20 protein-coding genes are annotated in these 21,154 nt (G+C 57.7%); 10 read left to right on the top strand and 10 right to left on the bottom strand.

The features are described 5' to 3' along the window. Window positions 1-159 precede the first annotated feature (159 nt). The 6 genes from repB to IOD40_RS13330 all read right to left on the bottom strand — a co-directional run bounded on the left by repB (window position 160) and on the right by IOD40_RS13330 (window position 7,524). Entirely contained in the window at window positions 160-1,170 is a 1,011-nt protein-coding gene (gene repB / locus IOD40_RS13355) for a plasmid partitioning protein RepB (protein WP_198477067.1), read from the bottom strand. A 2-nt stretch (window positions 1,171-1,172) separates the two neighbouring features. After that, window positions 1,173-2,369: a plasmid partitioning protein RepA gene (gene repA / locus IOD40_RS13350; protein ID WP_198477065.1), complete on the bottom strand. Its 1,197-nt coding sequence runs from the start codon at window positions 2,367-2,369 to the stop codon at window positions 1,173-1,175. A 240-nt stretch (window positions 2,370-2,609) separates the two neighbouring features. Beyond that, window positions 2,610-4,499 carry a molecular chaperone HtpG gene (gene htpG / locus IOD40_RS13345; protein ID WP_198477064.1) on the bottom strand — a complete coding sequence of 630 codons (1,890 nt, stop codon included), beginning with the start codon at window positions 4,497-4,499 and terminating at the stop codon, window positions 2,610-2,612. A gap of 238 nt (window positions 4,500-4,737) precedes the next feature. After that, window positions 4,738-6,294, bottom strand: coding sequence for a sensor histidine kinase (locus IOD40_RS13340; RefSeq protein WP_198477062.1), 1,557 nt, complete (start codon window positions 6,292-6,294; stop codon window positions 4,738-4,740). 89 nt (window positions 6,295-6,383) lie between these two features. Beyond that, entirely contained in the window at window positions 6,384-6,884 is a 501-nt protein-coding gene (locus IOD40_RS13335) for a pyridoxamine 5'-phosphate oxidase family protein (protein WP_198477060.1), read from the bottom strand. Window positions 6,885-6,945: 61 nt separating this feature from the next. Further along, on the bottom strand, window positions 6,946-7,524 hold the full coding sequence (locus IOD40_RS13330) for a helix-turn-helix domain-containing protein (protein WP_198477058.1): 579 nt from the start codon (window positions 7,522-7,524) through the stop codon (window positions 6,946-6,948). Between the two features lie 160 nt (window positions 7,525-7,684). On the opposite strand from IOD40_RS13330, the gene IOD40_RS13325 reads away from it, so the two are divergent. From IOD40_RS13325 to IOD40_RS13320, 3 genes are all read left to right on the top strand, one after another. Next, window positions 7,685-8,164, top strand: coding sequence for a fasciclin domain-containing protein (locus IOD40_RS13325; RefSeq protein WP_198477110.1), 480 nt, complete (start codon window positions 7,685-7,687; stop codon window positions 8,162-8,164). Window positions 8,165-8,261: 97 nt separating this feature from the next. Then, window positions 8,262-8,417 (top strand): hypothetical protein, encoded by a 156-nt coding sequence (locus IOD40_RS19880; RefSeq protein ID WP_210336908.1) that lies wholly within the window; start codon window positions 8,262-8,264, stop codon window positions 8,415-8,417. Window positions 8,418-8,490: 73 nt separating this feature from the next. Then, window positions 8,491-8,667, top strand: a complete 177-nt coding sequence (locus IOD40_RS13320) for a hypothetical protein (protein ID WP_198477056.1) — start codon at window positions 8,491-8,493, stop codon at window positions 8,665-8,667. Between the two features lies 1 nt (window position 8,668). Here IOD40_RS13320 and IOD40_RS13315 read toward each other — a convergent pair whose 3' ends face one another. Beyond that, window positions 8,669-9,757: an HPP family protein gene (locus IOD40_RS13315; protein ID WP_325099735.1), complete on the bottom strand. Its 1,089-nt coding sequence runs from the start codon at window positions 9,755-9,757 to the stop codon at window positions 8,669-8,671. 262 nt (window positions 9,758-10,019) lie between these two features. Here IOD40_RS13315 and IOD40_RS13310 point away from each other — a divergent pair, with 262 nt between their 5' ends. The 4 genes from IOD40_RS13310 to IOD40_RS13295 all read left to right on the top strand — a co-directional run bounded on the left by IOD40_RS13310 (window position 10,020) and on the right by IOD40_RS13295 (window position 15,321). Next, entirely contained in the window at window positions 10,020-11,630 is a 1,611-nt protein-coding gene (locus tag IOD40_RS13310; protein ID WP_198477053.1) for a GMC family oxidoreductase, read from the top strand. A gap of 163 nt (window positions 11,631-11,793) precedes the next feature. Then, window positions 11,794-12,828 carry a branched-chain amino acid ABC transporter permease gene (locus tag IOD40_RS13305; protein WP_198477052.1) on the top strand — a complete coding sequence of 345 codons (1,035 nt, stop codon included), beginning with the start codon at window positions 11,794-11,796 and terminating at the stop codon, window positions 12,826-12,828. Window position 12,829: 1 nt separating this feature from the next. Then, window positions 12,830-14,605 carry a branched-chain amino acid ABC transporter ATP-binding protein/permease gene (locus IOD40_RS13300; RefSeq protein ID WP_198477051.1) on the top strand — a complete coding sequence of 592 codons (1,776 nt, stop codon included), beginning with the start codon at window positions 12,830-12,832 and terminating at the stop codon, window positions 14,603-14,605. Continuing rightward, window positions 14,602-15,321, top strand: a complete 720-nt coding sequence (locus tag IOD40_RS13295) for an ABC transporter ATP-binding protein (protein WP_198477050.1) — start codon at window positions 14,602-14,604, stop codon at window positions 15,319-15,321. The genes IOD40_RS13300 and IOD40_RS13295 overlap by 4 nt, the downstream gene beginning before the upstream one ends. 84 nt (window positions 15,322-15,405) lie before the next feature. On the opposite strand, the gene IOD40_RS13290 is transcribed toward IOD40_RS13295, so the two are convergent. Then, window positions 15,406-16,557 carry an ABC transporter substrate-binding protein gene (locus tag IOD40_RS13290; protein ID WP_198477049.1) on the bottom strand — a complete coding sequence of 384 codons (1,152 nt, stop codon included), beginning with the start codon at window positions 16,555-16,557 and terminating at the stop codon, window positions 15,406-15,408. Between the two features lie 248 nt (window positions 16,558-16,805). On the opposite strand from IOD40_RS13290, the gene IOD40_RS13285 reads away from it, so the two are divergent. Beyond that, on the top strand, window positions 16,806-18,158 hold the full coding sequence (locus IOD40_RS13285) for a GGDEF domain-containing protein (protein ID WP_210336906.1): 1,353 nt from the start codon (window positions 16,806-16,808) through the stop codon (window positions 18,156-18,158). On the opposite strand, the gene IOD40_RS13280 is transcribed toward IOD40_RS13285, so the two are convergent. Next, window positions 18,145-18,300: a hypothetical protein gene (locus IOD40_RS13280; protein ID WP_198477046.1), complete on the bottom strand. Its 156-nt coding sequence runs from the start codon at window positions 18,298-18,300 to the stop codon at window positions 18,145-18,147. The genes IOD40_RS13285 and IOD40_RS13280 overlap by 14 nt on opposite strands. A 219-nt stretch (window positions 18,301-18,519) precedes the next feature. Here IOD40_RS13280 and IOD40_RS13275 point away from each other — a divergent pair, with 219 nt between their 5' ends. Next, on the top strand, window positions 18,520-19,692 hold the full coding sequence (locus tag IOD40_RS13275) for an MFS transporter (RefSeq protein WP_198477044.1): 1,173 nt from the start codon (window positions 18,520-18,522) through the stop codon (window positions 19,690-19,692). Window positions 19,693-19,695: 3 nt separating this feature from the next. Here IOD40_RS13275 and IOD40_RS13270 read toward each other — a convergent pair whose 3' ends face one another. After that, entirely contained in the window at window positions 19,696-20,445 is a 750-nt protein-coding gene (locus IOD40_RS13270) for a sulfite exporter TauE/SafE family protein (RefSeq protein WP_198477043.1), read from the bottom strand. Window positions 20,446-20,604: 159 nt separating this feature from the next. Here IOD40_RS13270 and IOD40_RS13265 point away from each other — a divergent pair, with 159 nt between their 5' ends. Then, window positions 20,605-21,135 (top strand): DUF992 domain-containing protein, encoded by a 531-nt coding sequence (locus IOD40_RS13265; RefSeq protein ID WP_198477042.1) that lies wholly within the window; start codon window positions 20,605-20,607, stop codon window positions 21,133-21,135. The last annotated feature ends 19 nt before the right edge of the window (window positions 21,136-21,154 follow it).

Genomic DNA, 21,154 nt, shown 5'->3' with positions numbered 1-21,154 from the left:
CACCTTACGTTGAGGCAAAAGAATTCTGCTCGCCAAAACGACGCACCGAGCCTCAAGGACTCTTGACAGCGATTCGTGGATTTGCGATTCTCAGTGTTGCTACACGATCTGAGAAGGCTTCCGCGGCGGTGACGTTTCGGGGGCCTTTTCTTTTGCCGGCTAGTGCTCCTTTGGTCCAGAATTTCGGAACTCATCGTACAAAGCCTGCAAGCGCTGCTGGATGAAGGTTCCAAATTGCGGGTTCACGCGCTTGTCGAAAGTAAGGACAAGGCGCTTGTCATTCTCAGAAATCGAAACCGGCGTGGTACCGTCGGAGGCTGTCCAGCCTATGGGCGCAGCCCTTACCTTCACGGTAGCCAGTAGCTTATGCACCGCGTTGAAGCGGTCATCGCTCGTCATCGCGGCAAATTCATCATCACTGACAAGCTTGGCAACTCGCGCGCGTTTCGCACGATCTTCAAGCATATCTGCTACTTCGGCCCAGCGCTGGCGACCAATCGATGGGGCCGAACCAACCGCCTCAATAATGTCCGCAGGTACCCGCTTCACCAGCGCGATCATTCGAGACAGAGCTGCTTTGTCCACGCCCAGCGCAGACATGATCACGTCCCGAGAAAATCCACGTTCCTCAAGTCGAAGCGCAAAATAGCAGCGCTCAATATAACTGAGGTCCTGGCGGCTGTTGTTTTCCTGCCCTTGGCTGACAACCAGTTCTTCGTCGGAGAGCTCGCGGACGACCGCTTTGACCTGAATGCCAAGCTTACGGATCGCCGACAGACGACGATGGCCATAGGCCAGCTGGTACCGGCCCTCCTCCTGCGGGTGCGGACGAACGAGAATGGGAACCAGCTGACCGTTCTCGCGAATTTGCTGAACGAGCGCTTCTTGCTGTTCCGCGTCGACACCAAGCCTATCCACCACAATCGCACTATCGATTGTCGCAGGATCAAGCTCGATCACCGCATGTCCCTGGCTCAGCTTGCGCTCGATCTCCTCCGCGCGCGACGCACGGGAATTTATCGCTTCAAGCGACTGGGATATCGCCCCGACGGGCGTAGATGGTGTGAGGTTGAGCCCCATAAGCGGTCGAGCCGGCTGGCGAGGCGTTTGTGTTGCCTCGGCAGGAGCCGGATCGGTATTTGCAATCTCGAAAAGGTGCTTGCGCGCCATACCTACTTCCGTTTCCAGGTCTTGCGGACCAGGTCTTCGATCTCCTCGTTGACCTTTGTCAGTGACTCCAGAGCGCGGTCATACGTTCCGCGTGTGAATTGTGAGCGCTCCACCTCATAAAGCGTCTGCTTCGTCAGCCCGGCATCTGAAATGGCGGTCGACTTAAGCATTGGATTTTCCAGAACGCGATTGCCGAAGATCGATCGCATGAAGCCGGCCATCTGGCTTTGCGGTCCGTCATTCGGCTCGTACCGAGTGACAAGATAACGCATCCAGTCATAATCAGTGTCGCCTCCAGCATCTTCAACGACGGCCAGAAGATCCGACGTCATGTGCAGGAACTGTGACATCGACATCACGTCCAGCATCTGCGGATGAACGGTGATGAGAACCGCGGTCGCCGCGCATAGGGCTGACAAGGTCAGGAAGCCAAGCTGCGGTGGGCAGTCGATAACAACGATGTCGTAGGCACTTTCAATTGCGGAAAGCGCCTCGCCAAGTCTGCTGAAGAAAATCGTTTCCTGCGCGCGGTCAGCCAGGACCTTGGCTGTCTCGTGCTCAAATTCCTGGAGTTCGAGATTGCCCGGAATGACATGGAGACCCGGCGTGTATGTCGAGCGCACGATTTCGGTGATGTGCCGACGCTGCGGGCCATAGCGCAACGCGCCATAGAGCGTGTCACCCGAACTCACATCGAGTTCCGGTTGATGCCCGAACATTGCGGACAGACTTGCCTGCGGGTCGAGATCGATAGCCAGAACCCGATAGCCACGCAGAGCAAGATACTGCGCAAGGTGCGCGGATGTCGTCGTCTTTGCGCTGCCACCCTTGAAGTTCATCACCGAGATGACTTGCAGCTTTTCACCCGGGCTCCGGTGGCGAACATATTTGCGCATCCCGCCCTCATCGAGGACGTGGCGGATATTGTTGATGTCATCGACGGAATAGAGACGGCGCCCATTTGGCTGTGGCTGCGGGCCGTGACCTTCTGCTGCGATCTGGCGGAGATACCCTTCGTGGATTCCGATAAAGCTGGCAGCTTCGCTGGGCGTGAAGAGACGAATGCTCTTTTGGGCGGTCGGGGGGAAGATGCGCTGTTGGTGCGCCTGGAGCTGGCGCGAGAGCTCGGCCGCATCCGACGCAATCATCTTCCGCAGATTTGGCGGTGAAGCCTCCGCGAAATTTGTCATATCCAACATGCCACCTTCGATCCGCGCTTTTTTTGCGATATTTCTTCAAAATGCGCAGATGAAGATGCGATGATTCTCGCGCCGGGGCAAACCCTTTTTCGTTAACGGAAAGTTAACGCCGATTCTGCCCTGGGGACAGTCGTTTGCGCGGCTAAATGATTGTACGCGTACAACGCCCCTGCCCTACCCCGAAATTGAAAGCCGGCAGCATTGCCGCCGGCTCCATATACTTTGGCAGGCGATGAGCCCTCAGCCGCCAAGTCCGCGTTCCACAATGCGCGCGAGCCTTTCAGAAAACGCGAAAGGGTCCACTGGCTTATCGCCATCCAAAACTCGCGCTTCGTCATAAAGGAGATGCGCGACGTCCTCACGAAATGCCGGGTCGTCATCTCCCTTTGCCGCAAGGGCCACGATGCGCGTATTGCGGGGATTGATCTCAAGAATGGGCTTTGTCACCGTCTCAAGCCGGCCCGCTGCGCTTAACAAACGTTCAATCTGTCGGTCGGGTCCATGGTCCGGCGCAACCAGACACACGGCGCTTTCGGTCAACCGGTCTGACGCTCGGACATCGCTCACCGCATCGCCCAAGGTCGACTTGATGAACGAGATAAATGCGTTGACCTCCCCGGACGTCTCCTCTTCGACTTTATCCTCGGTGTTGTCTGTAAGTGGGATGTCGGGCAGGTCGCTGCCACCCTGCGTTACGGATTTGAAGGTCTTGCCTTCAAACTCGGATACGCTGGTGACCCAGAAGCTGTCGACCGGGTCAGTTAGCAGCAACACCTCCACCCCGCGTGCACGAAAACCTTCCAGCTGCGGCGACGCTTCCAACCTAGCGCGGTCGTCTCCACTGATATAGTAGATCGCCTTCTGACCAACCTTCATGGCGCCGGTGTAGTCGGAGAGGCTGCGCCACTCGTCACCCGCAGTGCTGTGGAAGCGCGCGAGCTTCAGCAGCTGTTCCTTGCGCTCCCAGTCCTCGTAAATGCCTTCCTTGAGGACGACGCCGAAACTCTCCCAGATCTTGATGAACGCGTCGCCGTCGTTTTCGGCAAGCTTCTCCAAGTCGCCCAGGATCCTGTTCGTGACGCCTTTCCTGATGGCCGCGAGAAGGGGGCTTTCCTGTATCATCTCGCGTGACAAGTTCAGGGGCAGGTCCGCTGAATCAACCAGGCCGCGCACGAAGCGAAGATACCTTGGCAGAATATCCGCCTCGTCCGTAATGAAAACCCGACGAACATAGAGGCGGAAGCGGCCGGTACGATCCGGATCAAAAAGGTCGAACGGACGCGAACCCGGAACATATGCAAGGGCGCTGTATTCCTGACGCCCCTCAGCGCGGTAGTGAACAATCGCAGCCGGCTCGTCAAAATCACCGGAAATCCCGCGGTAGAATTCCGTATATTCCTCGGACTTGATTTCGCCCTTTGATCGCGTCCATAGCGCAGTCCCGTCTGCAATCTGACGCGCCTCACCGCCAGGCTTCTCTACAAGATAAACGGGGACCGCGACATGTCCGGACTGTTCCTTGATCAACTTCTCCAGTGTGTAGGACTGGGCGTAGTTTTCGGCATCGTCCATTAAGTGAAGGACAACGCGAGTGCCGCGGGCGGGAGTTTCGTCAGAGAGAGCTTGGCCGATTTCGTAGGCGCCCTTGCCGTCCGATGACCATCGCCATGAGCCCTCGCCGCCAGCCGCGCGAGAGAAAACCTCGACCTTCTCCGCAACCATAAACGCAGAATAAAAGCCGACACCAAACTGCCCGATGAGCTCAGCACCCTCACCCGCTTTTGCGGCCTCAATGCGCTCCATGAATGCTCGGGTTCCCGAACGTGCGATCGTGCCGAGTGCTTCCACGAGATCTTCCCGGCTCATACCAATGCCGTTGTCCTCGATAGTCAGCCTCTTGCGTTCAGCATCCGCTGTAACGGTGATGCAAAGCGCCTTTCCATCGGCAAGCAGTTCAGGGCGGGTAATCGCCTCGTAGCGGAGCTTTTCGCATGCGTCGGCAGCGTTTGAAATCAGCTCGCGCAAGAACACGTCGCGGTCCGAATAGACGGAATGAACCATCATATGAAGGAGACGTGCGACATCAGCTTCGAAAGAGAGCGTTTCGGGAGCGATCGTATCACTGGTCATTCACACACCTGGATCTATCTTGATTGGCGGGATGCCAAGGGCAGCCGCCGCGATCAGACTGTCAGCATTGATAATAAGTGGGGTTTGGGTTCGACCGCTGCGGCCCATGATGTTGTACGCGTACAACCAGCCGAAGCTAAGACATTCCACCCCCCGGAACGGAGCTAATCCGCCAATTGCGCAGTTTCAAGAGCAGTAGGGGCAGGGCGGTCACCTCTCGCTCGTCGCCCGCGCACCATCATCCTGCGGCGAATGTGAGGCTTACGGCAGTGCCCCGCTCCGAGACGATCTCCAGATCTCCCCCAACCTGGGCCGCGAATGCCTCAATCAACCGGCTGCCCATCCCCTTTCGGCCCGACGAGAAATCGTACCCACGTCCGTTATCGATGACGCTAAGACGGGCTCTTCCACCTTCCGCTGCGAGCGTCACCTTGAGCAAGCCGCGGCTCGCCTCTTTGAAGGCATGTTTGAACGCATTGGAGACAACTTCGTTCAAAAACAGGCCCAAGGGCAGGGCGCGATCGCGTGCAATCACCAGCGGCTCAAAGGACGTCTCGACATCAACCTCCCCTGGGAAACCAGCCACAACATCGCTAACGAGCCGTTCGAAATATGGGGCAAGGTCCAACCGGTCGAATTGATCGGAGCCGTAGATCTGCTCATGCACCGCAACCATCGCACCAATGCGACGAGTAAGATCATCCTTGCTGTCCTGTGGCATAGGCTGAAGACGAATAAGGGAGGAAACTGCCTGAAGATTGTTCTTCACACGATGATGAATTTCGCGCAGCAAAAACTCATTATGTTCAAGGGCTTGCACCAGTTGCCGGTTACGTTTGGCATCAGCACGAAGCAGATGCACAATCCAGCCCACCCCCAGTACCAGCAGCCCGATCATAGGTAGTCCAACAGCAAGCCCACTGCGCAAGCTTGACCAGAAAAGCCGGAGCGCCTCCACGCGCGCGATCCCCGTCGTCGCGATCATCGGCCAGTTTTTTACAACTCGATACCCCGCAATCCTTGGCATGCGATCGGTTACGGCTGAAGCGCTGTGGTAGAAGCCACCAGGACTGTCGTGCACCTTCGAAAAAAGCAGCGACGATGAAATATTCATCGCTTCCGGCAGCTGCGGATATCGCGCGACAATCCATCCGTCGGGCCGCACGATCGCAACAGAGGATCCCGGCCCCAATTCCATGAGAGACCAATATTCGGACATAGTACGGGTCGGGATTGCAATACTTGCCGCCCCGTGAAACTGCGAGTTTCGCATGATCCGCCTCGCGACGACGAACACCTGCTCGCCGCTAAGCCGCTCTTCCAATTGAGGGGAGATAACGATGGCATCTCCATCGCGCAACTGCCGGAAATACTCCCGATCAGAGACATCGATCCCAATGGCTTCGGGCACACTCGACATGCGCAACTGGCCATTCTCGTCATAGACTGAATACTGAAAATTATCCGGCAGATCAGCCACCGCCTCGCGGATGTTGGCGATAGCTCCCGGCGTCGCACGAATGGGCGCAGCATCGATCGTGGCGTCGATGCGCCGAAGCGCCTGGTCGCTGGCTTCCATCACCCATTCCATATGAGCCGCTACAACTTGAGCTGATGATTGTGCGCGCGCCTCGCTGAGGCTAATGGCGCCATTATAGTTCTGCCAGATCATCAGAATGCCCAGGACAGAGATCCCAAGCAGCATGATCACGGCAAGCCAAATAGCTGCGAAAGGAGCAGCAATCAGGCTAGCCCACCTCGTCTTCCTCTGGCGTCCCTGCGAGAGCTGCGCCAATTATACCCCTCCTTGCCTTAAACGGGCAGGGAGAAATTACCGCGAAAAATTCCGGCTGTCTCGCAGGTTCCTCGTCATCTATGAAACCGTCACGGCTGCCTCAGCCAGCCGGCCCCAAGCTTAACTTTGGCATTGTCACCGAGGTCCGGTCGCCCTGCGCCAACCGCCGCAGCGATCATCGTGATGTAGCTGGATACGGTACCGGGACTATCCCAATATTGCGCATCCTTCGGGGAAACCTTGAGAACCCGGATGTTCGGATCGTCAGAGTCATCCCACCAGGCTTTGGCGGGCGTTGACCACAATTCATTCACCTTGGCACGGTCGTTCGACACGACTGCAGTACCGGTCAATGCAACGTATTTCTGATCGCTGGTGTCCGCAAAGGCGAGCCCCACATGCGCGGAGGCATCGATCTCGTCGTCCTTGTGGCTGCGAACGTCAGTTAGGAAATATATGGCATTTTCATCCCGGTCCACGTGCGCTGCCATGGGGCGCGATCGTATATCTTCACCATCCTTTGTGGACAGAATGCAAAAGCCGATCTTGCGCATCAACTCCCAAACACGATCAGCATCATCACTGGTCATTGCTCTGGTCCTTTCAACCTAAGTACATGCAGAACTGGACAAAGCGAGGGATGTTCCCAGATCAGTTGACCGTCACGACAAGCACCGAGCAGATATCCGCACCACTCGCCTCATAAGAATGCGGCAAACTGGAATCAAAGGCGATCGCATCCCCTTCTTCCAAGATGTGCGCTTCCTCCTCGATGCGGACAGTCAAAACGCCGCTCAGCACGTACAGCATCTCCTCGCTGCCATGCTGATGCGGCTCCGACGCACTCGCATCAACCGGAAATACCGCCACGTAGGATTCCAGCTTCCTGTCGGGCAGGGGGAAATTGATGCTTTCGAACAGATAGCTAGGCTCAGTAGAGCCAGCGGGGATAGGCAGCCGCAGCCGATCCTTCCGCCTCGTGATGGCAACGCGTGGTCCGCCGCGCGAGAAGAAATGGTTCAATTCGACCCCGAACACCAGCGCGATCCGTAACAGTGTCGGCAACGTGGGAAACAGTTGACCGCGCTCAATCTTCGAAAGCATGGCCGGCGACATCCCGGTGTGCTCGCCCAATTGGACGAGACCCATCTTCTTTTTGAGCCGCATGGCCCGGATTCGCGGCCCGATCTGATACCGCTCGAGCTCCGTCGTCAGTGTATCCGAAAGCACAAAGCCAACTCCTTTTCTCAAGAGGAATATAGGGCGACGCTGTTTTTCCTTTCAAGAGAAACTGCTTTCATCTCACGAAATATTGAGTAGCAGTAGAAATTGTTTGCGCCACATGAAAGATGTCGGAAAAAAATTCCGACGAGGAACGAGGAGAAAAATGATGAGAATGACGTTTGCTCTCGCCGCAGGCCTGATCGCTATCGCAATTCCCGCTCACGCCCAGGATAAGGATATCGTCGATACTGCGGTCGCCGCAGGTGAGTTCACCACTCTTGCAGCAGCGCTTGATGCAGCTGGTCTCGTTCAGACCCTGAAAGGGGAGGGGCCCTTCACCGTCTTTGCCCCGACTGATGCAGCCTTTGCAAAACTTCCAGCAGGAACGGTCGAGGAACTACTCCGGCCTGAAAACAAGGAAAAGCTTGCAGCAATCCTTACCTATCACCTCGTGCCCGGGAAGGTGATGGCCGCCGATGTTGTCAGCCTCGATGAAGCAAAGACAGTCAACGGAGAGACCATCGAGATTCAGGTCGACGGCAATTCTGTGAGAGTTAATGATGCGTCTGTCACGGCAACCGACGTCGCCGCAAGCAACGGGGTGATTCACGTCATCGACCAGGTGATCCTCCCGCCTGAAGGCTAGTCGAATAGTCAGGGGAGGGGAGGGGCCTTCGCCATAGCCCCTCCCCTCTTTGAAAGAGCAAGACGGAACACCGGCGTAACAACCGCGTTACCTGCAGATGGAGCACGGAAAATCGAGAATCCGCAAGAACATCGGCACCGCCGCAGTGGTCGGCATCATAGCCCTCACAATCATCACCGCGTTTTATGTCGGGATGTCGGACGACAGCTCGAAGACCATAGTGCCGGTTCCAATCGATGCACCGCGACCGTGATCTTGGAACAGCCGCGACTTACCCTTGTTCGACGCGAAGAAGGCCAATGTTCAACGCGAAGAAAGGATGCGTTATGACCAACGATCACAACGAATGGATGCATCCGGATTCAGAGCATGAAGCTCTTGTCCGCGAACTCGTAGAGGCCACCGACCTTTCTCCGCTGCAAGCCAAGGAGCTCGTTACCAAGCATGGGACGGACCGCGGGAAGCTGTTTGAGCTCGCCCGGACGATGAAAGCCGAGGGATAAGTCAAGCCGCACGCAGGCTTTGACGTGCCAGCGCAGAGATCAGATCCGTCTGCGTCACGATCCCAACAATCTGTCCGTCATCAAGGACTGGCACCGCATCGGCTCGGTGCGATGCAAGGATCGGCAACAAGGCGGCCAGGCGTGTATCTGACTGTGCCGCTTTGGGCCTCTTCATGATGTCCCTCGCCCTGCGGGCGGACCGTCGTTGCGCCCAGTTGGGCAGCAGCCGTCGCGCACCTTGTGGGCGTCTGCCGCCCAATGATCCTTCAATCAGGTCCAACTGGAAGATGACGCCTTCATATTTACCGTTTTCGACCACCGGCAATGAAGTGAACCCGTACTGAATGAAGAGCGACGCCACGTCTTGAAGGGGCGCGTCGGGCGACACTGTCACCAGATCTCGCGACATAATGTCTGCGGCAGTCTGTGGTGAAACTCGGTGACTGGCCGCCTGCAACTCTGCAGCTCCGATCAAGCGCGCGAGATCCTCAACGCCCAGGTTGAGCGATTGCTTGTATCTAGCCAGTATTCCCGCAAGCTCATCCTCGCTCAATCCGAGACGCTCCTCGGGCGCAGGATCAAGCGTGCCCTTTGCGTTCGGCTCATTGAACTGGCGCAGGGGGTACCGTCGCCCGGTCAGTGGCGCGTACATCGCGGCCACAACAACCAGCACCGCAGTCCCCAGCGCAACAGGAACGAACGCGAAGCCAAACCCAAGCGGTACAATCGTCTCGGCGCCGATCGCCACCATCATCGCTACCGCGCCGCCTGGCGGATGCATCGCCCGGCAGAGGGCCATGGCAAGTATTGCTGCAGCCACCGATAGCGGGACGTTGAAGACCGGAACAGGCACCATCATGCAGACTGCGATGGCTGCCAATGCTGAGACCGTGTTGCCGACAATCGCCGGCCACGGCTGAGCGAGCGGGCTGTTCGGCGCCGCATACAAGAGCACCGAGCTCGAACCAAACGGGGCGACGAGGTAAACCGCGAGCCACAAATCCTGCGATATGAGCATCGCAACGATGACGGTTGCGGCGATGCCGAGCAGCGCTCCGAAAGAAGCGCGAACACCTTCGCGTACAGGCACTGCGGCGCCCGGGCAGAGAGCTCGCAGGTAGTGTGAGAAAGGAAGAATCAGGCGACGCATCGGTACCAGGAAGTCATACGCAGATGCGTAGTATTGGAAGGCTATATCTTACTCAGTGCGTACCCTTCTATCTGAACTCCTCCAAATTGGAAGGGCAGGCATTTCCGAACCAGTTCCATGATTAGAATCGCATTTCAAATCCAAGGTTGACAACAGCGCTGATCCGTTCAGCCTTCAACAGGAAGAACTTGGGAGGGTTCGTGTGCTGCCGAAAGAGAGCTACGACTACATTATTGTGGGCGCGGGCACGGCAGGTTGCGTTCTTGCCAATCGCCTGACCGCGAATGGGCGCTCCCGTGTCCTGCTGCTCGAAGCGGGAGGCACTGACAATTATCACTGGGTCCATATCCCGGTCGGCTACCTCTACTGTATCGGCAATCCCCGCACCGACTGGCTGATGAAGACCGCCCCGGAGAAGAACCTTAACGGGCGGTCGCTTGTTTATCCGCGCGGCAAGGTTCTCGGCGGATGCTCATCCGTGAACGGGATGATCTATATGCGCGGCCAGGCCGCCGATTATGACGGCTGGCGGCAGATGGGCAATGCCGGGTGGGGCTGGGAAGACGTTCTGCCCTACTTCATGCGCTCAGAAGATCATCACGCCGGCAAGACTGCCCAACACGGGACAGGCGGTGAGTGGAAAGTATCGAAACAGCGTCTGAAATGGGACATCCTTGAAGCTGTTCAGCGCGGCGCGATGGAATTCGGCATCATGCCGCGGGCCGACTTCAATGATGGCGACAATGAAGGTTCCGGCTTCTTTGAGGTTAACCAGCATAAGGGAATTCGCTGGAACACCGCCAAGGGCTTTCTGCGACCAGCGCTAAAACGACCGAACCTGCACCTGATCACCAACGCTCTCGCTGAAAAGGTCTTGCTAAACTCCCGGCAGGTTACTGGCGTTCAGTACCGAGTGGGACAGCAAGTCTTCACCGCCAACGCAGAGATCGAAGTGATCTTGTGTTCCGGTGCGATCAACTCGCCAAAGCTGCTGGAGTTGTCTGGCATTGGAAAGCCGGAAATCCTTCACTCACTTGGCATAGACGTCCGATTTGAACGTCCGGAAATTGGCGAAAATCTTCAGGATCATCTGCAAATTCGCACCGTCTACAAAGTCAACGGTGCGAAGACGCTCAACTCGATGTTCAACAGCCGAATCGGCAAGGCGCGCATTGCTCTGCATTACGCACTCCTTCGCGCCGGACCGATGTCGATGGCCCCCAGTCAGTTCGGCATCTTCACCAAGTCGGACCCGGCACTCGCTACTCCAGACCTTGAATATCACGTGCAGCCGCTCTCGACTGACCGGCTTGGCGACCCGTTGCACAAATATCCGGCAATCACCGTGTCAGTCTGCAACCTTCGTCCCGAGAGCCGCGGCAGCGTCCACGTCAGCTCATCGGACCCGACGGCTCAGCCTGTCATTGCACCCAACTACCTGTCCGCCCCGCGCGATCGCGAGGTCGCGATCGCCTCAGTAAGGCAGGCGAGGCGTATCATGAACGCGAAAGCGCTTGCTCCCTATCGTCCGGAAGAGGTTTTACCGCGTCCCGAAATCGACACAGATGACGATCTTCTGCAGACCATCGGAGATATCGCAACAACCATCTTCCATCCGGTTGGAACCTGCCGCATGGGCGTGGACGATCAAGCGGTGGTCGATCCGCGGTTGCGTTTCCGGGGACTAGGCGGTCTTCGCATCGTTGACGCCTCGATCATGCCCAAGATTACCTCCGGGAACACGGCATCGCCGGTCGTAATGATCGCTGAAAAGGCCGCGGACATGATCCTTGAAGACGCCCGGAACATGTAAGCTTCTCAGTAGATGAGCCGTCTTCGCTGTAGTTTTTGCGCTGATATCTGGTCATCAGGCTTCTCTTCTGAATAAGTCGGAGCTGCATTGGCAAGACGCGATTCAATTGTTATAGATTGTTACAATTATGCCAGCTGGGGAGGCTGGCGAGGGGAGGCTCAGCGTGGACAGTACAATCCTCGCGTTCCTGGTCCAGGACGGCGTTACCAGCGGAGCGATCTATGCGCTGCTCGGCCTGTCGCTCGTTCTGGTCTTCGCAGTAACGCGCGTCATTTTCATTCCTCAGGGCGAGTTTGTCGCCTATGGGGCACTAACTCTTGCAGTGCTTGATGTTGGGCGTGTTCCTGGAACACTCCCTTTGTTGCTGGGGCTCGGAATCGCGTCCTTCCTCTTCGACCTGATCGCGATGAGGCGCGGCTTTCGTTCGCAGCTACTCGTCACCAGCGCCCTGCTGAATCTTGCATTGCCGGCGCTTGTCTATGGCTTGGTCGTAACGGTGATGCCGATGCAGCCCGGTCCAATCGTTCGGGCGCTTCTGACGATCCTGATCATCGCTCCGATGGGGCTCTACATTTACCGGGTGGCGTACCGGCCTCTGGCTGACGCCTCTGTCCTCGTCCTGCTCATAACGTCTGTCGGCGTGCATCTGGCGCTGATGGGCATGGGCCTCTTTGCCTTCGGCGCCGAAGGACTACGCGCACAGCCTCTCGCACGCGGAAGCTACTCACTCGGCTTCCTGCCGATCCCGGCTCAGAGCTTGTGGATCTATGGCGCGACCATTGCTGCGATGGTCGGTCTTTACGTCTTCTTCGAACGTTCAATTCTTGGCAAGGCGCTGCGTGCGACTGCCGTTAACCGACTGGGCGCTCGCCTTGTCGGCGTACGGACCAACCTGACCGGCGGCACCGCGTTCGTGCTCGCCTCGACCATTGGCGTGATCTCCGGCGTCCTCATCGCTCCGATCACGACGATCTACTACGACACCGGTTTCCTGATTGGCCTGAAGGGATTTGTGGCAGCCATCATAGGCGGCCTCTCCAGCTTCCCACTCACAGCCATCGCGGCAATCACCGTCGGTCTGGTGGAAGCTTTCGCTTCATTCTTCGCCAGCAATTTCAAGGAGATCATTGTCTTCTCGCTGATAATTCCGGTGCTGGTCTGGCGCTCGCTGACCACAGACCCGCATGAGGATGAATGATATGAAGGGCCTGAACATCTCGCTCCCGGGGCTGGCGGCGATTGCGCTGCTTGCGATCATCCCACTTCTGCCTGTGCCGCCTTTCGTCATCACGTTGATGGACAATATCGGCCTCGCATCTCTGGTTGCTATCGGCCTGGTACTGCTGACCGGGGTTGGCGGCCTCACATCTTTCGGACAAGCCGCGTTTTGCGGATTCGGCGCCTACACAACGGCGCTACTGACCACCTCATACGGGCTGTCACCGTGGTTATCACTGCCTGTCTCACTGGCAGTGGGCGCGATGTGTGCGCTGCCGCTCGGCCTGATCACCATGCGCCTGTCCGGTCACTATCTGCCTCTCGGCACGATCGCCTGGGGCATCGCACTCTATTATCTCTTCGGCCAGCTCGATTTCCTCGGCCGGTACGATGGCATCACCGGTATTCCGCCGCTCGAAATCGCGGGGCATCGCTTCCTTGACACCACGTCCATGTACTACGTGATCTGGACGTTCGTTCTGCTTCTGGCCTTTGGCGCTCGAAACCTGCTGGACTCGCGTGTCGGACGAGGAATTCGTGCCCTGCGTGGCGGGTCGGCAGCGGCTGAAGCCTTCGGTGTCAACACCGGACGTGCGAAGCTCACAGTGTTCGTTTTCGCAGGCGTTGCCGCAGCTTTGTCGGGCTGGCTCTATGCGCATCTCCAGCGCACGGTCAACCCGACGCCGTTCGGGCTCAATATGGGCATCGAATACCTGCTGATGGCCGTGTTAGGCGGAGCAGGCCATATCTGGGGCGCGATCTTTGGTGCAGGCATTGTGCTCCTTCTCAAAGAATTGCTCCAGCGCTACCTGCCTTGGCTGATCGGTGCCAGCGGCAACTTCGAAGCTGTGTTCTTTGGGATCCTTCTCGTCGCTATGCTGCAATTTGCACGCGACGGCCTCTGGTCATTCGTCTTGCGCATCCTGCCGGAGAAGGCACCGAAGCCACGAGCGGAAGATGGCACCGCCCCCTTGGCAAAGCGGGAGATGCCGGCACATGGCTCACCCCTGGTCACGCTCGACAAAGCTCGGAAGCAGTTTGGTGGTCTCGTCGCCGTCAACGATGTCAGCTTTGAGATCGGTGCGGGCGAAATCATAGGCCTAATTGGCCCTAACGGAGCCGGCAAGAGCACCACCTTCGACCTGATCACGGGCGTGACAACACTCAGCGGCGGCCAGATCCGGCTTAGCGGGCGCGACGCCGGCGTTCATCGGCCCGGAGACGTCGCCCGGCAGGGTGTTGCGCGCACCTTCCAGCATGCCAAGATTTTCCCTGACATGACTGCCTTGGAAAACGCTGCTCTCGGTGCTCATCTTCGCGGAAATGCTGGAGTGATGCGCAGCTTCCTGCACACGGAACGTGCCGAAGAAGCGCAGATCCTTGCCGAAGCAGACCGTCAACTTGAGCGCGTTGGCCTGGCGGAGGCGCGTGACCGGCCTGCGGGAGATCTACCGCTTGGACAGCTTCGCATCCTTGAAATTGCCCGAGCGCTCGCACTCGACCCTAATCTGCTGCTGCTTGATGAGCCGGCAGCAGGGTTGCGTCACGGGGAGAAGCAGCAATTGGCAGATCTTCTGCGCAAGCTGCGGGCCGAGGGCGTTGCCATCCTGCTTGTCGAACACGACATGAGCTTCGTCATGGAATTGGTTGATCGCCTGGTTGTGCTCGATTTCGGCACCGTCATCGCTGAGGGTGACCCTCACAAGGTAAGGAATGACCCTGCGGTGATCGCTGCATATCTTGGAGGCGTCGCATGACCGCTCCCCTTCTTCAGCTCAAGGATATTCGTGTCTCCTACGGCCGGGCTGAGGTCGTCCACGGCATTTCGCTAGACGTTGCCACCGGCTCCATCGTCTCTGTTATCGGCGCTAATGGTGCCGGGAAAACGACGCTTCTCAACGCTGCGATGGGCGTTATTCCCAGCAGCGGCACCATTCATTATCGAGGGAAACCCGCTCCTCATTCAGTCGAGGGGCGAGTTCAGGCTGGCATGTGCCTGGTCCCTGAGCGACGTGAGCTGTTCACGTCGATGTCGGTCGAAGACAATCTGGCCTTGGGCGGATTTTTGCGAAGCGCAACCGAGCGCAAAGAGACGCTTGAAGACGTCTACAACCGCTTTCCCCGTCTAAAGGAACGGCGCACGCAAATTGCCGGCACGCTTTCCGGCGGCGAGCGTCAGATGCTGGCTCTTGGGCGTGCGCTGATGAGCCGGCCGCAATTGTTAATGCTTGACGAGCCGAGCCTAGGCCTTGCGCCAAAGATCGTTGCGGAGATCCTTGGCATCGTTTCCGAATTGAGAGCGACCGGAGTATCCATTCTCCTCGTGGAGCAGAATGCACGCGCGGCGCTGGAAATTTCGGACGACGCGTATCTGGTAGAACTGGGAGAAGTTCGTCGCTCCGGCAAAGCCGCGGAGATGGCAGCGGATCCGGCCCTGGTCGAAAGCTATCTGGGTGGAGCTACAGGCTCGTAAGCTCTGGACCTCCCGCTTCCCTGTACACCCGAAAAAATGGCCCGGATCTCTCCGGGCCTTCTCGTTTCTAGCCTGTAAAAGCCGTTATTTGATCAGATCAAAGCTGCCATCGTTCTTGGGCGAAGGGGCCAGCAGAACCACAGCGCGCTCATCAAGCCCAAAGTGGTTATCAGCGCTAAATTCGAAGACGCCTTGGCTTGCGGGGAAGGGGCCGCCGGTCTCAATGGCATCGCGCAGCGCCTCACGGAACTCTTGCGTGCCTGGCTCGGCCACCTGCTTTGCAATCGGGATCGCCCGCTTCAGGATCGCCATGGCATCATGGACGTGCGCGCCAAACTGCGTACGCGTCCCGGCACCGAACTTCTCCTCGTAAGCAGTTACGTAATCCAGGCCTTCCTCTTTCGTCTCCGAAGCATCGTCCTGGAGTTCCGCAACCATCACCGGGCCGGAGGCGAAGACGGTGTCCTTCGCCGCTTCGCCAGCGATACGCAGGAAGTCGAAGGTTACCGCGCCATGCGTCTGGTAAATGGTGCCCTCAAAACCGCGCTCGCGCAGAGCCAGCTGTGGAAGAGCAGCGCCAGTGCCGGAAGCACCCACGAAGACTGCGTCCGGCTGCGCAGCTACCAGCTTCAGCACCTGGCCAGAAACGGAGGTGTCCGGACGCGCGTAGCGCTCATCAGCAATAAGCTCGAGCCCGTACTCTTCACCGATCGCCTTGAACTGATTGACCCACAGATCGCCATAGGAATCGGAGAAGCCGATATAACCGACGCGCTTGACCCCATCATCCTGCATCTTCTTGAATAAAGTGCGGGCAATAAGACCAGCGTCCTGCGGCATCACGAAGGTGTACTTCGTCGCAGCAACATTCGGCGGAATCGGCGAGCATGCCAGATGAGGAATGCCAACTTCGTTTGCCACGTTGGAGATCGCAATCGATCCCGGCGTCAGCGCGGAGCCGACGATGACGTCAACCTTGTCGTCATTTGCAAAACGACGGGCATTGGTCGTGGCAATGGAGGGGTCCCCCGCATCGTCAAGAACGATGACATTCAGCTTCTCGCCGTCGATCTCAGTCGGCCAAAGTTCGACAGAATTCTTCAGCGGAATGCCGAGAGCCGCGCCGGAACCGGTCGACGAGACGGTCACACCAATCGTGATGTCGGCCAACGCAAGACCGCTCATCATGGTCGTGAACATAGCTGCGGCCGCAATGCGGCCGATGATTTTCTGCATAAATACCTCCCCAACAGTCCAGGCAAAAGAATTGGATTGCTCATTGTTATTCTGCATATCTTTATCATCCGAAGTCAATCGCTCGGTGCACAAGCGACAATTTAAGCAACGTCTGATTTTGTGCCTGACAGCGGACACCCTCCAAATGGTATGGCGTCGACATTCGCATCCTTGATCCCCCCGTTTGGACGCGCTACGGACCTGAACCACCATGTGAGATGTCCATGTCACACGCATACCGTCCTGGAATGAATATCTGGATACAGGCCACAGATGAGGAGCGCGCCACTGCATCGGAGCGCTTGGCATCGATCGTCCGCGCGCACGTTGATGATCTGGTCAAAAAATTCTACGCAAGTTTCCTCGCCCACGATGACGGCGCGGCTTTTCTCGACCACTCTGTCGTCACCAATCGGCTGAGCCATTCGCTCCGCAACTGGCTTCTGGAGCTTGTCAGCGTCGATCCGCTGGGCGACCTGACGAAATTCGATCAGCGTCAGGTTAAGGTAGGTGAAGTTCACGCCCGCCTGAAGATCCCCAATCACCTGGTGATGGAGGGGATCACCCTCCTGAAGACCGAAATCTCGTTAAAGGTCGCCGATCTCGATCTCGACAGTACGGAAACCGCGAAGACCATCATCCTGCTTGGGGAGTTGATGGATTACGCTCTGCGCCTGATGACGGAAGCGTACTTGACCGACACTGACCGCCGGACACGCACCGACGAGGCATTCCGCCTGCTCTCGCTTGGACAGGACATTCATCTGGAGCGCGAAACGCAGCGTGCTGCTCTCATGGAGTGGTCGCAATCGGTCCTGTTCAGCCTGTTCGGCAACGGATCCCAGAACATCGCCAAGCTCGCCAATTCCGCTTTCGGTCTTTGGGTCCGCCATCGCGGCGCCGTCATCTTCCAGGGCGCGCCTCAACTCGACAGCATCAAAACGATCATCCAATTAATCGACACCGACGTGCTGGAGCAGTTTGCATCTGACCCCAACGCAGCCGTTGCTAATCTTGAGGTACAGATAGGCGAAATCAGGTACCACCTGAACGATTTGTTCGATGCCGCCTCGAACATTGAAAACGGACGCGACCCGCTAACCCGAACATTGAACCGCCGCTTCCTGCCCTCGGTCATCGCGCGGGAGATATCGTTCGCCAAGCAAACCAGCACGCCGCTGAGCGTCCTGATGGTCGATATCGATCACTTCAAGTCGATTAATGACACGCATGGCCATGCAGTCGGAGATGCCGTGCTCAGCCATGTTGCCGATATTCTCCTGACGACGGTTCGGCCGACCGACTTCGTGTTCCGATATGGCGGTGAAGAGTTCCTGATCGTTCTGGTAGAAGCCGACACTGATCAGACAATTGCAATTGCTGAGCGCATTCGTACTCGCGTTGCCCAAAAGGCGGCCAATATCCCCGATCGCCAGCCTGTTCGCGCTACGGTGTCTGTCGGGGTTGCCGCCTTCGAAGGCCACCCCGATTACCAATATCTGATCAACGCCGCTGACGAGGCGCTCTATCTGGCCAAGAAAGCAGGCCGGAATCGAGTGGAAACAGGTCGCTCCGAACAGCGGGGGCTCAGCTCATCGTGATGCGGATGAGGAGGTAAAAGATCAGCGCTGTGGAAGCGATCGCCCCAAGTGTCAGCGCCTGAACAAAGCCGATGCTGGTTGCGGCGAACGCAAACGCAACTGCAAGAACAAGGCCCGTAACCGACATCAGAAATAGCGACATTTTTGACTCCTTTTTTCGAGCCTTATGCCCCGCCGCATACGCAAAAGCAGGGCGACATAATGTCAGCGACCTAACGGAAGCTCCCACAGCGATTGTATACATATCGCTTGTCTGCCGCCGCGGCCTGGCTATGATCCCAAATGCAAGCCGAAAGTGGACGTAGATGTAGCATCTCTGTTTCTCAGGCTGTTCAAGTTTTAGACGCAGATGAGAGTAGACGTGCGAGATACAACCAACTGGCTGCAATCGGTCCTGATCATCGCCGCAGGAATTATTGGCGCCTTCCAGATCGGCAAGGTAGCGATCGCAATCCCGCTGCTTCGCGATGATTTAGGCTTGAGCCTGTTTGCCGTATCCTGGGTAGCTGGCGCCTATGCTGCCTTGGGCGTCGTTGGAGGGATGGCCGCAGGCTTCGTCTTTTCATATTTCGCGCTGCGACACGTCATCATATTCGGCCTGCTGATGATCTCCGGCGGCAGTTTCCTCGGCGCGATGTCGGCGGACGCAACCATACTGATTGTCAGCCGGGTGATCGAGGGCATCGGCTTCCTGGGCGTAGTGATTGCGTGCCCCACTCTTTTGCGCAGCATGGTCACCCCTCGAACACAGCAGGTGGTGTTCGCTTTCTGGGCGGCGTACATGCCCGTCGGTGCTGCGACGATGATCTTGATGGGACCAATGCTCATGCAAGGCGACTGGCGCTGGCTCTGGACCCTCAACGGTATTGTTGCAGCAACTCACGCGGTACTGCTGTTTGTCCTCCGTCCTAAAGAAGAAGTGGCAGTCTCGCGGCGCGCAAGCCCGACCATTGGCGACATCTCGGCGGTCTTCAAGGCGGGAACGCCCGTCCTCCTCGCTTTCACTTTCACCCTTTATACAATCCAGTACTTCGCTCTGACCACATTTCTACCTACTTTCTTGATCGATCAGATGGGGCTATCGCTTGAGGTTGCGGGGACGGTCTCTGCCTTGGCGGTGATTGCCAATGCTGTCGGCAACATATCCGCCGGCTTCATCTTGCGAATGGGAGCGCCGCTGTGGGGAATCTTCGCCGTCGTGTTCACCACAATCGGCGTCTGTGGCGTGGCCATCTTCCACGCTTCCAGCCCAATGGAACTTGCCGTTGCCGCCGCCGGCCTGTGTCTTGGCCTTGCGGCTTTGATGCCTTCATCGATCCTCGTCACCATGCCTCGGTTGCTGTCATCCAATCAGCAACTCGCGCTTGCGCTAGGTATGGTACAGCAGGCATCTTCCATCGGTCAGCTCGGTGGCCCGGCCATTCTCGCCTTCTGGATTGAGTGGCAGGGCTGGAACGGCGTGTCTTACCTGTTCATCCTGATCGCGCTCTGCGGTCTGACGATCGCGATGCTGGCCAAGAAAATGCTGCGCTAGTCGCTAAACCAGGAAAAACGCAACCGTCATTACGGCGCCGACCAGCGTGATGAAGATGCGGAGCATCTGAGGGCGGGTTATGCGGCGGGCCAAGGCCGCCCCGACATACCCACCTACCGTGCATGCGATCGCGACAGGCAACGCATAGGTCCAGTCGATCAGGCCCGCCACCATATAGGTGGCGACTGAAACAAGCGACAGAATGGCCGAGATGACATTCTTCAGGCCGTTCATTGCGTTCAGATCAGTAAAGCCGATCAGCCCGAAGCCTGCGAGAAGCATGATGCCGAGGCCGCCGTTGAAGTAGCCGCCATACGTAGCGATGGCGAGAAGCAGGATTGCCGCCACTCCAGCTCCAAGTCCACCGGCACCACGCGCCGTAATCATCTTGAGCAGTGCCGGTCCCGCAGCGAAAACCGCTGTTGCAAGCAAAAGCAGCCAAGGAACGATAACCCGGAACACATCCGGAGAAGTCACAAGAAGGAGCAAGGCACCGAGGAAGCCGCCAAGAACGGCAAGGGCGATGATGATTTTGACCGACAGCGGCCCTTCCGAGCGCATGTCTTTGCGAAAGCCCCATGCACTCCCGACATAACCCGGCAACGCTGCAAAGGTAGCCGTAGCGTTAGCCGCGATAGGGGGAACTCCCACCCAGACCAGAGCCGGGAACGACAAGAACGTTCCACCGCCCGCGACCGCGTTGAGTGCACCGGCACAAAAGCCGGCAAGAAGCAGCACAATGTAAGTGAGCATGACCCGCCTGGAACCTTAGAAGACCGCTAAATTGCACATCTGCGGCCGAAAGGCCAATTCGACGCATGGCCTATACGGGCGGATCGTTTTCCTAGAAAGAGCGTTAGCTGGACGAAGGCCGTTGCGGTAACGCGGCGGTCGCAGACCAAGGAGAATAATATGACGAAGCGTTATCTGGTCGCAGCCGCAATCCTGCCCACCATGATGGTTGCGGCACCCATCGCATCTGCCGCTGACATGGTTGAGTATCGGGCGGTCGAAGTAGAGCGTGCCGGTGATCGCGACGGCGTGAAAATTGGCACCCTCGATTGCCGGGTAGGCGGCGGCGTGGGATACGTTATCGGCTCGGCAAAAGAACTCGATTGCGTATTTCAGTCGACCATTGGCAGCCGGTCGACAGAACAGTATGTCGGCACGATCCGAAAGGTGGGCCTTGATGTCGGCTTCACCACCGAAGGCCGGTTGGTCTGGGCAGTCTTTGCGCCGACCGCTGGCTATCACCAGGGTTCGCTGGCTGGCCTATATTCCGGAGCCACTGTTGAAGCAACGGTTGGTGCAGGCATTGGAGCCAACATCCTCGTGGGTGGCACCGCCGGCTCCGTTCATCTGCAGACTGTGAGCGCCACGGGTCAAATCGGCCTGAACGCCGCCGCGACTGGCACGTCAGTCACGCTGACCGCAATAAACTGATGCGAGAGGGCAGGGCGGC

The organism is Aquamicrobium zhengzhouense, assembly GCF_016124105.1.
Taxonomy (GTDB): Bacteria; Pseudomonadota; Alphaproteobacteria; order Rhizobiales; family Rhizobiaceae; genus Aerobium; species Aerobium zhengzhouense.
This window is presented reverse-complemented; position numbering and strand designations above follow the sequence as displayed.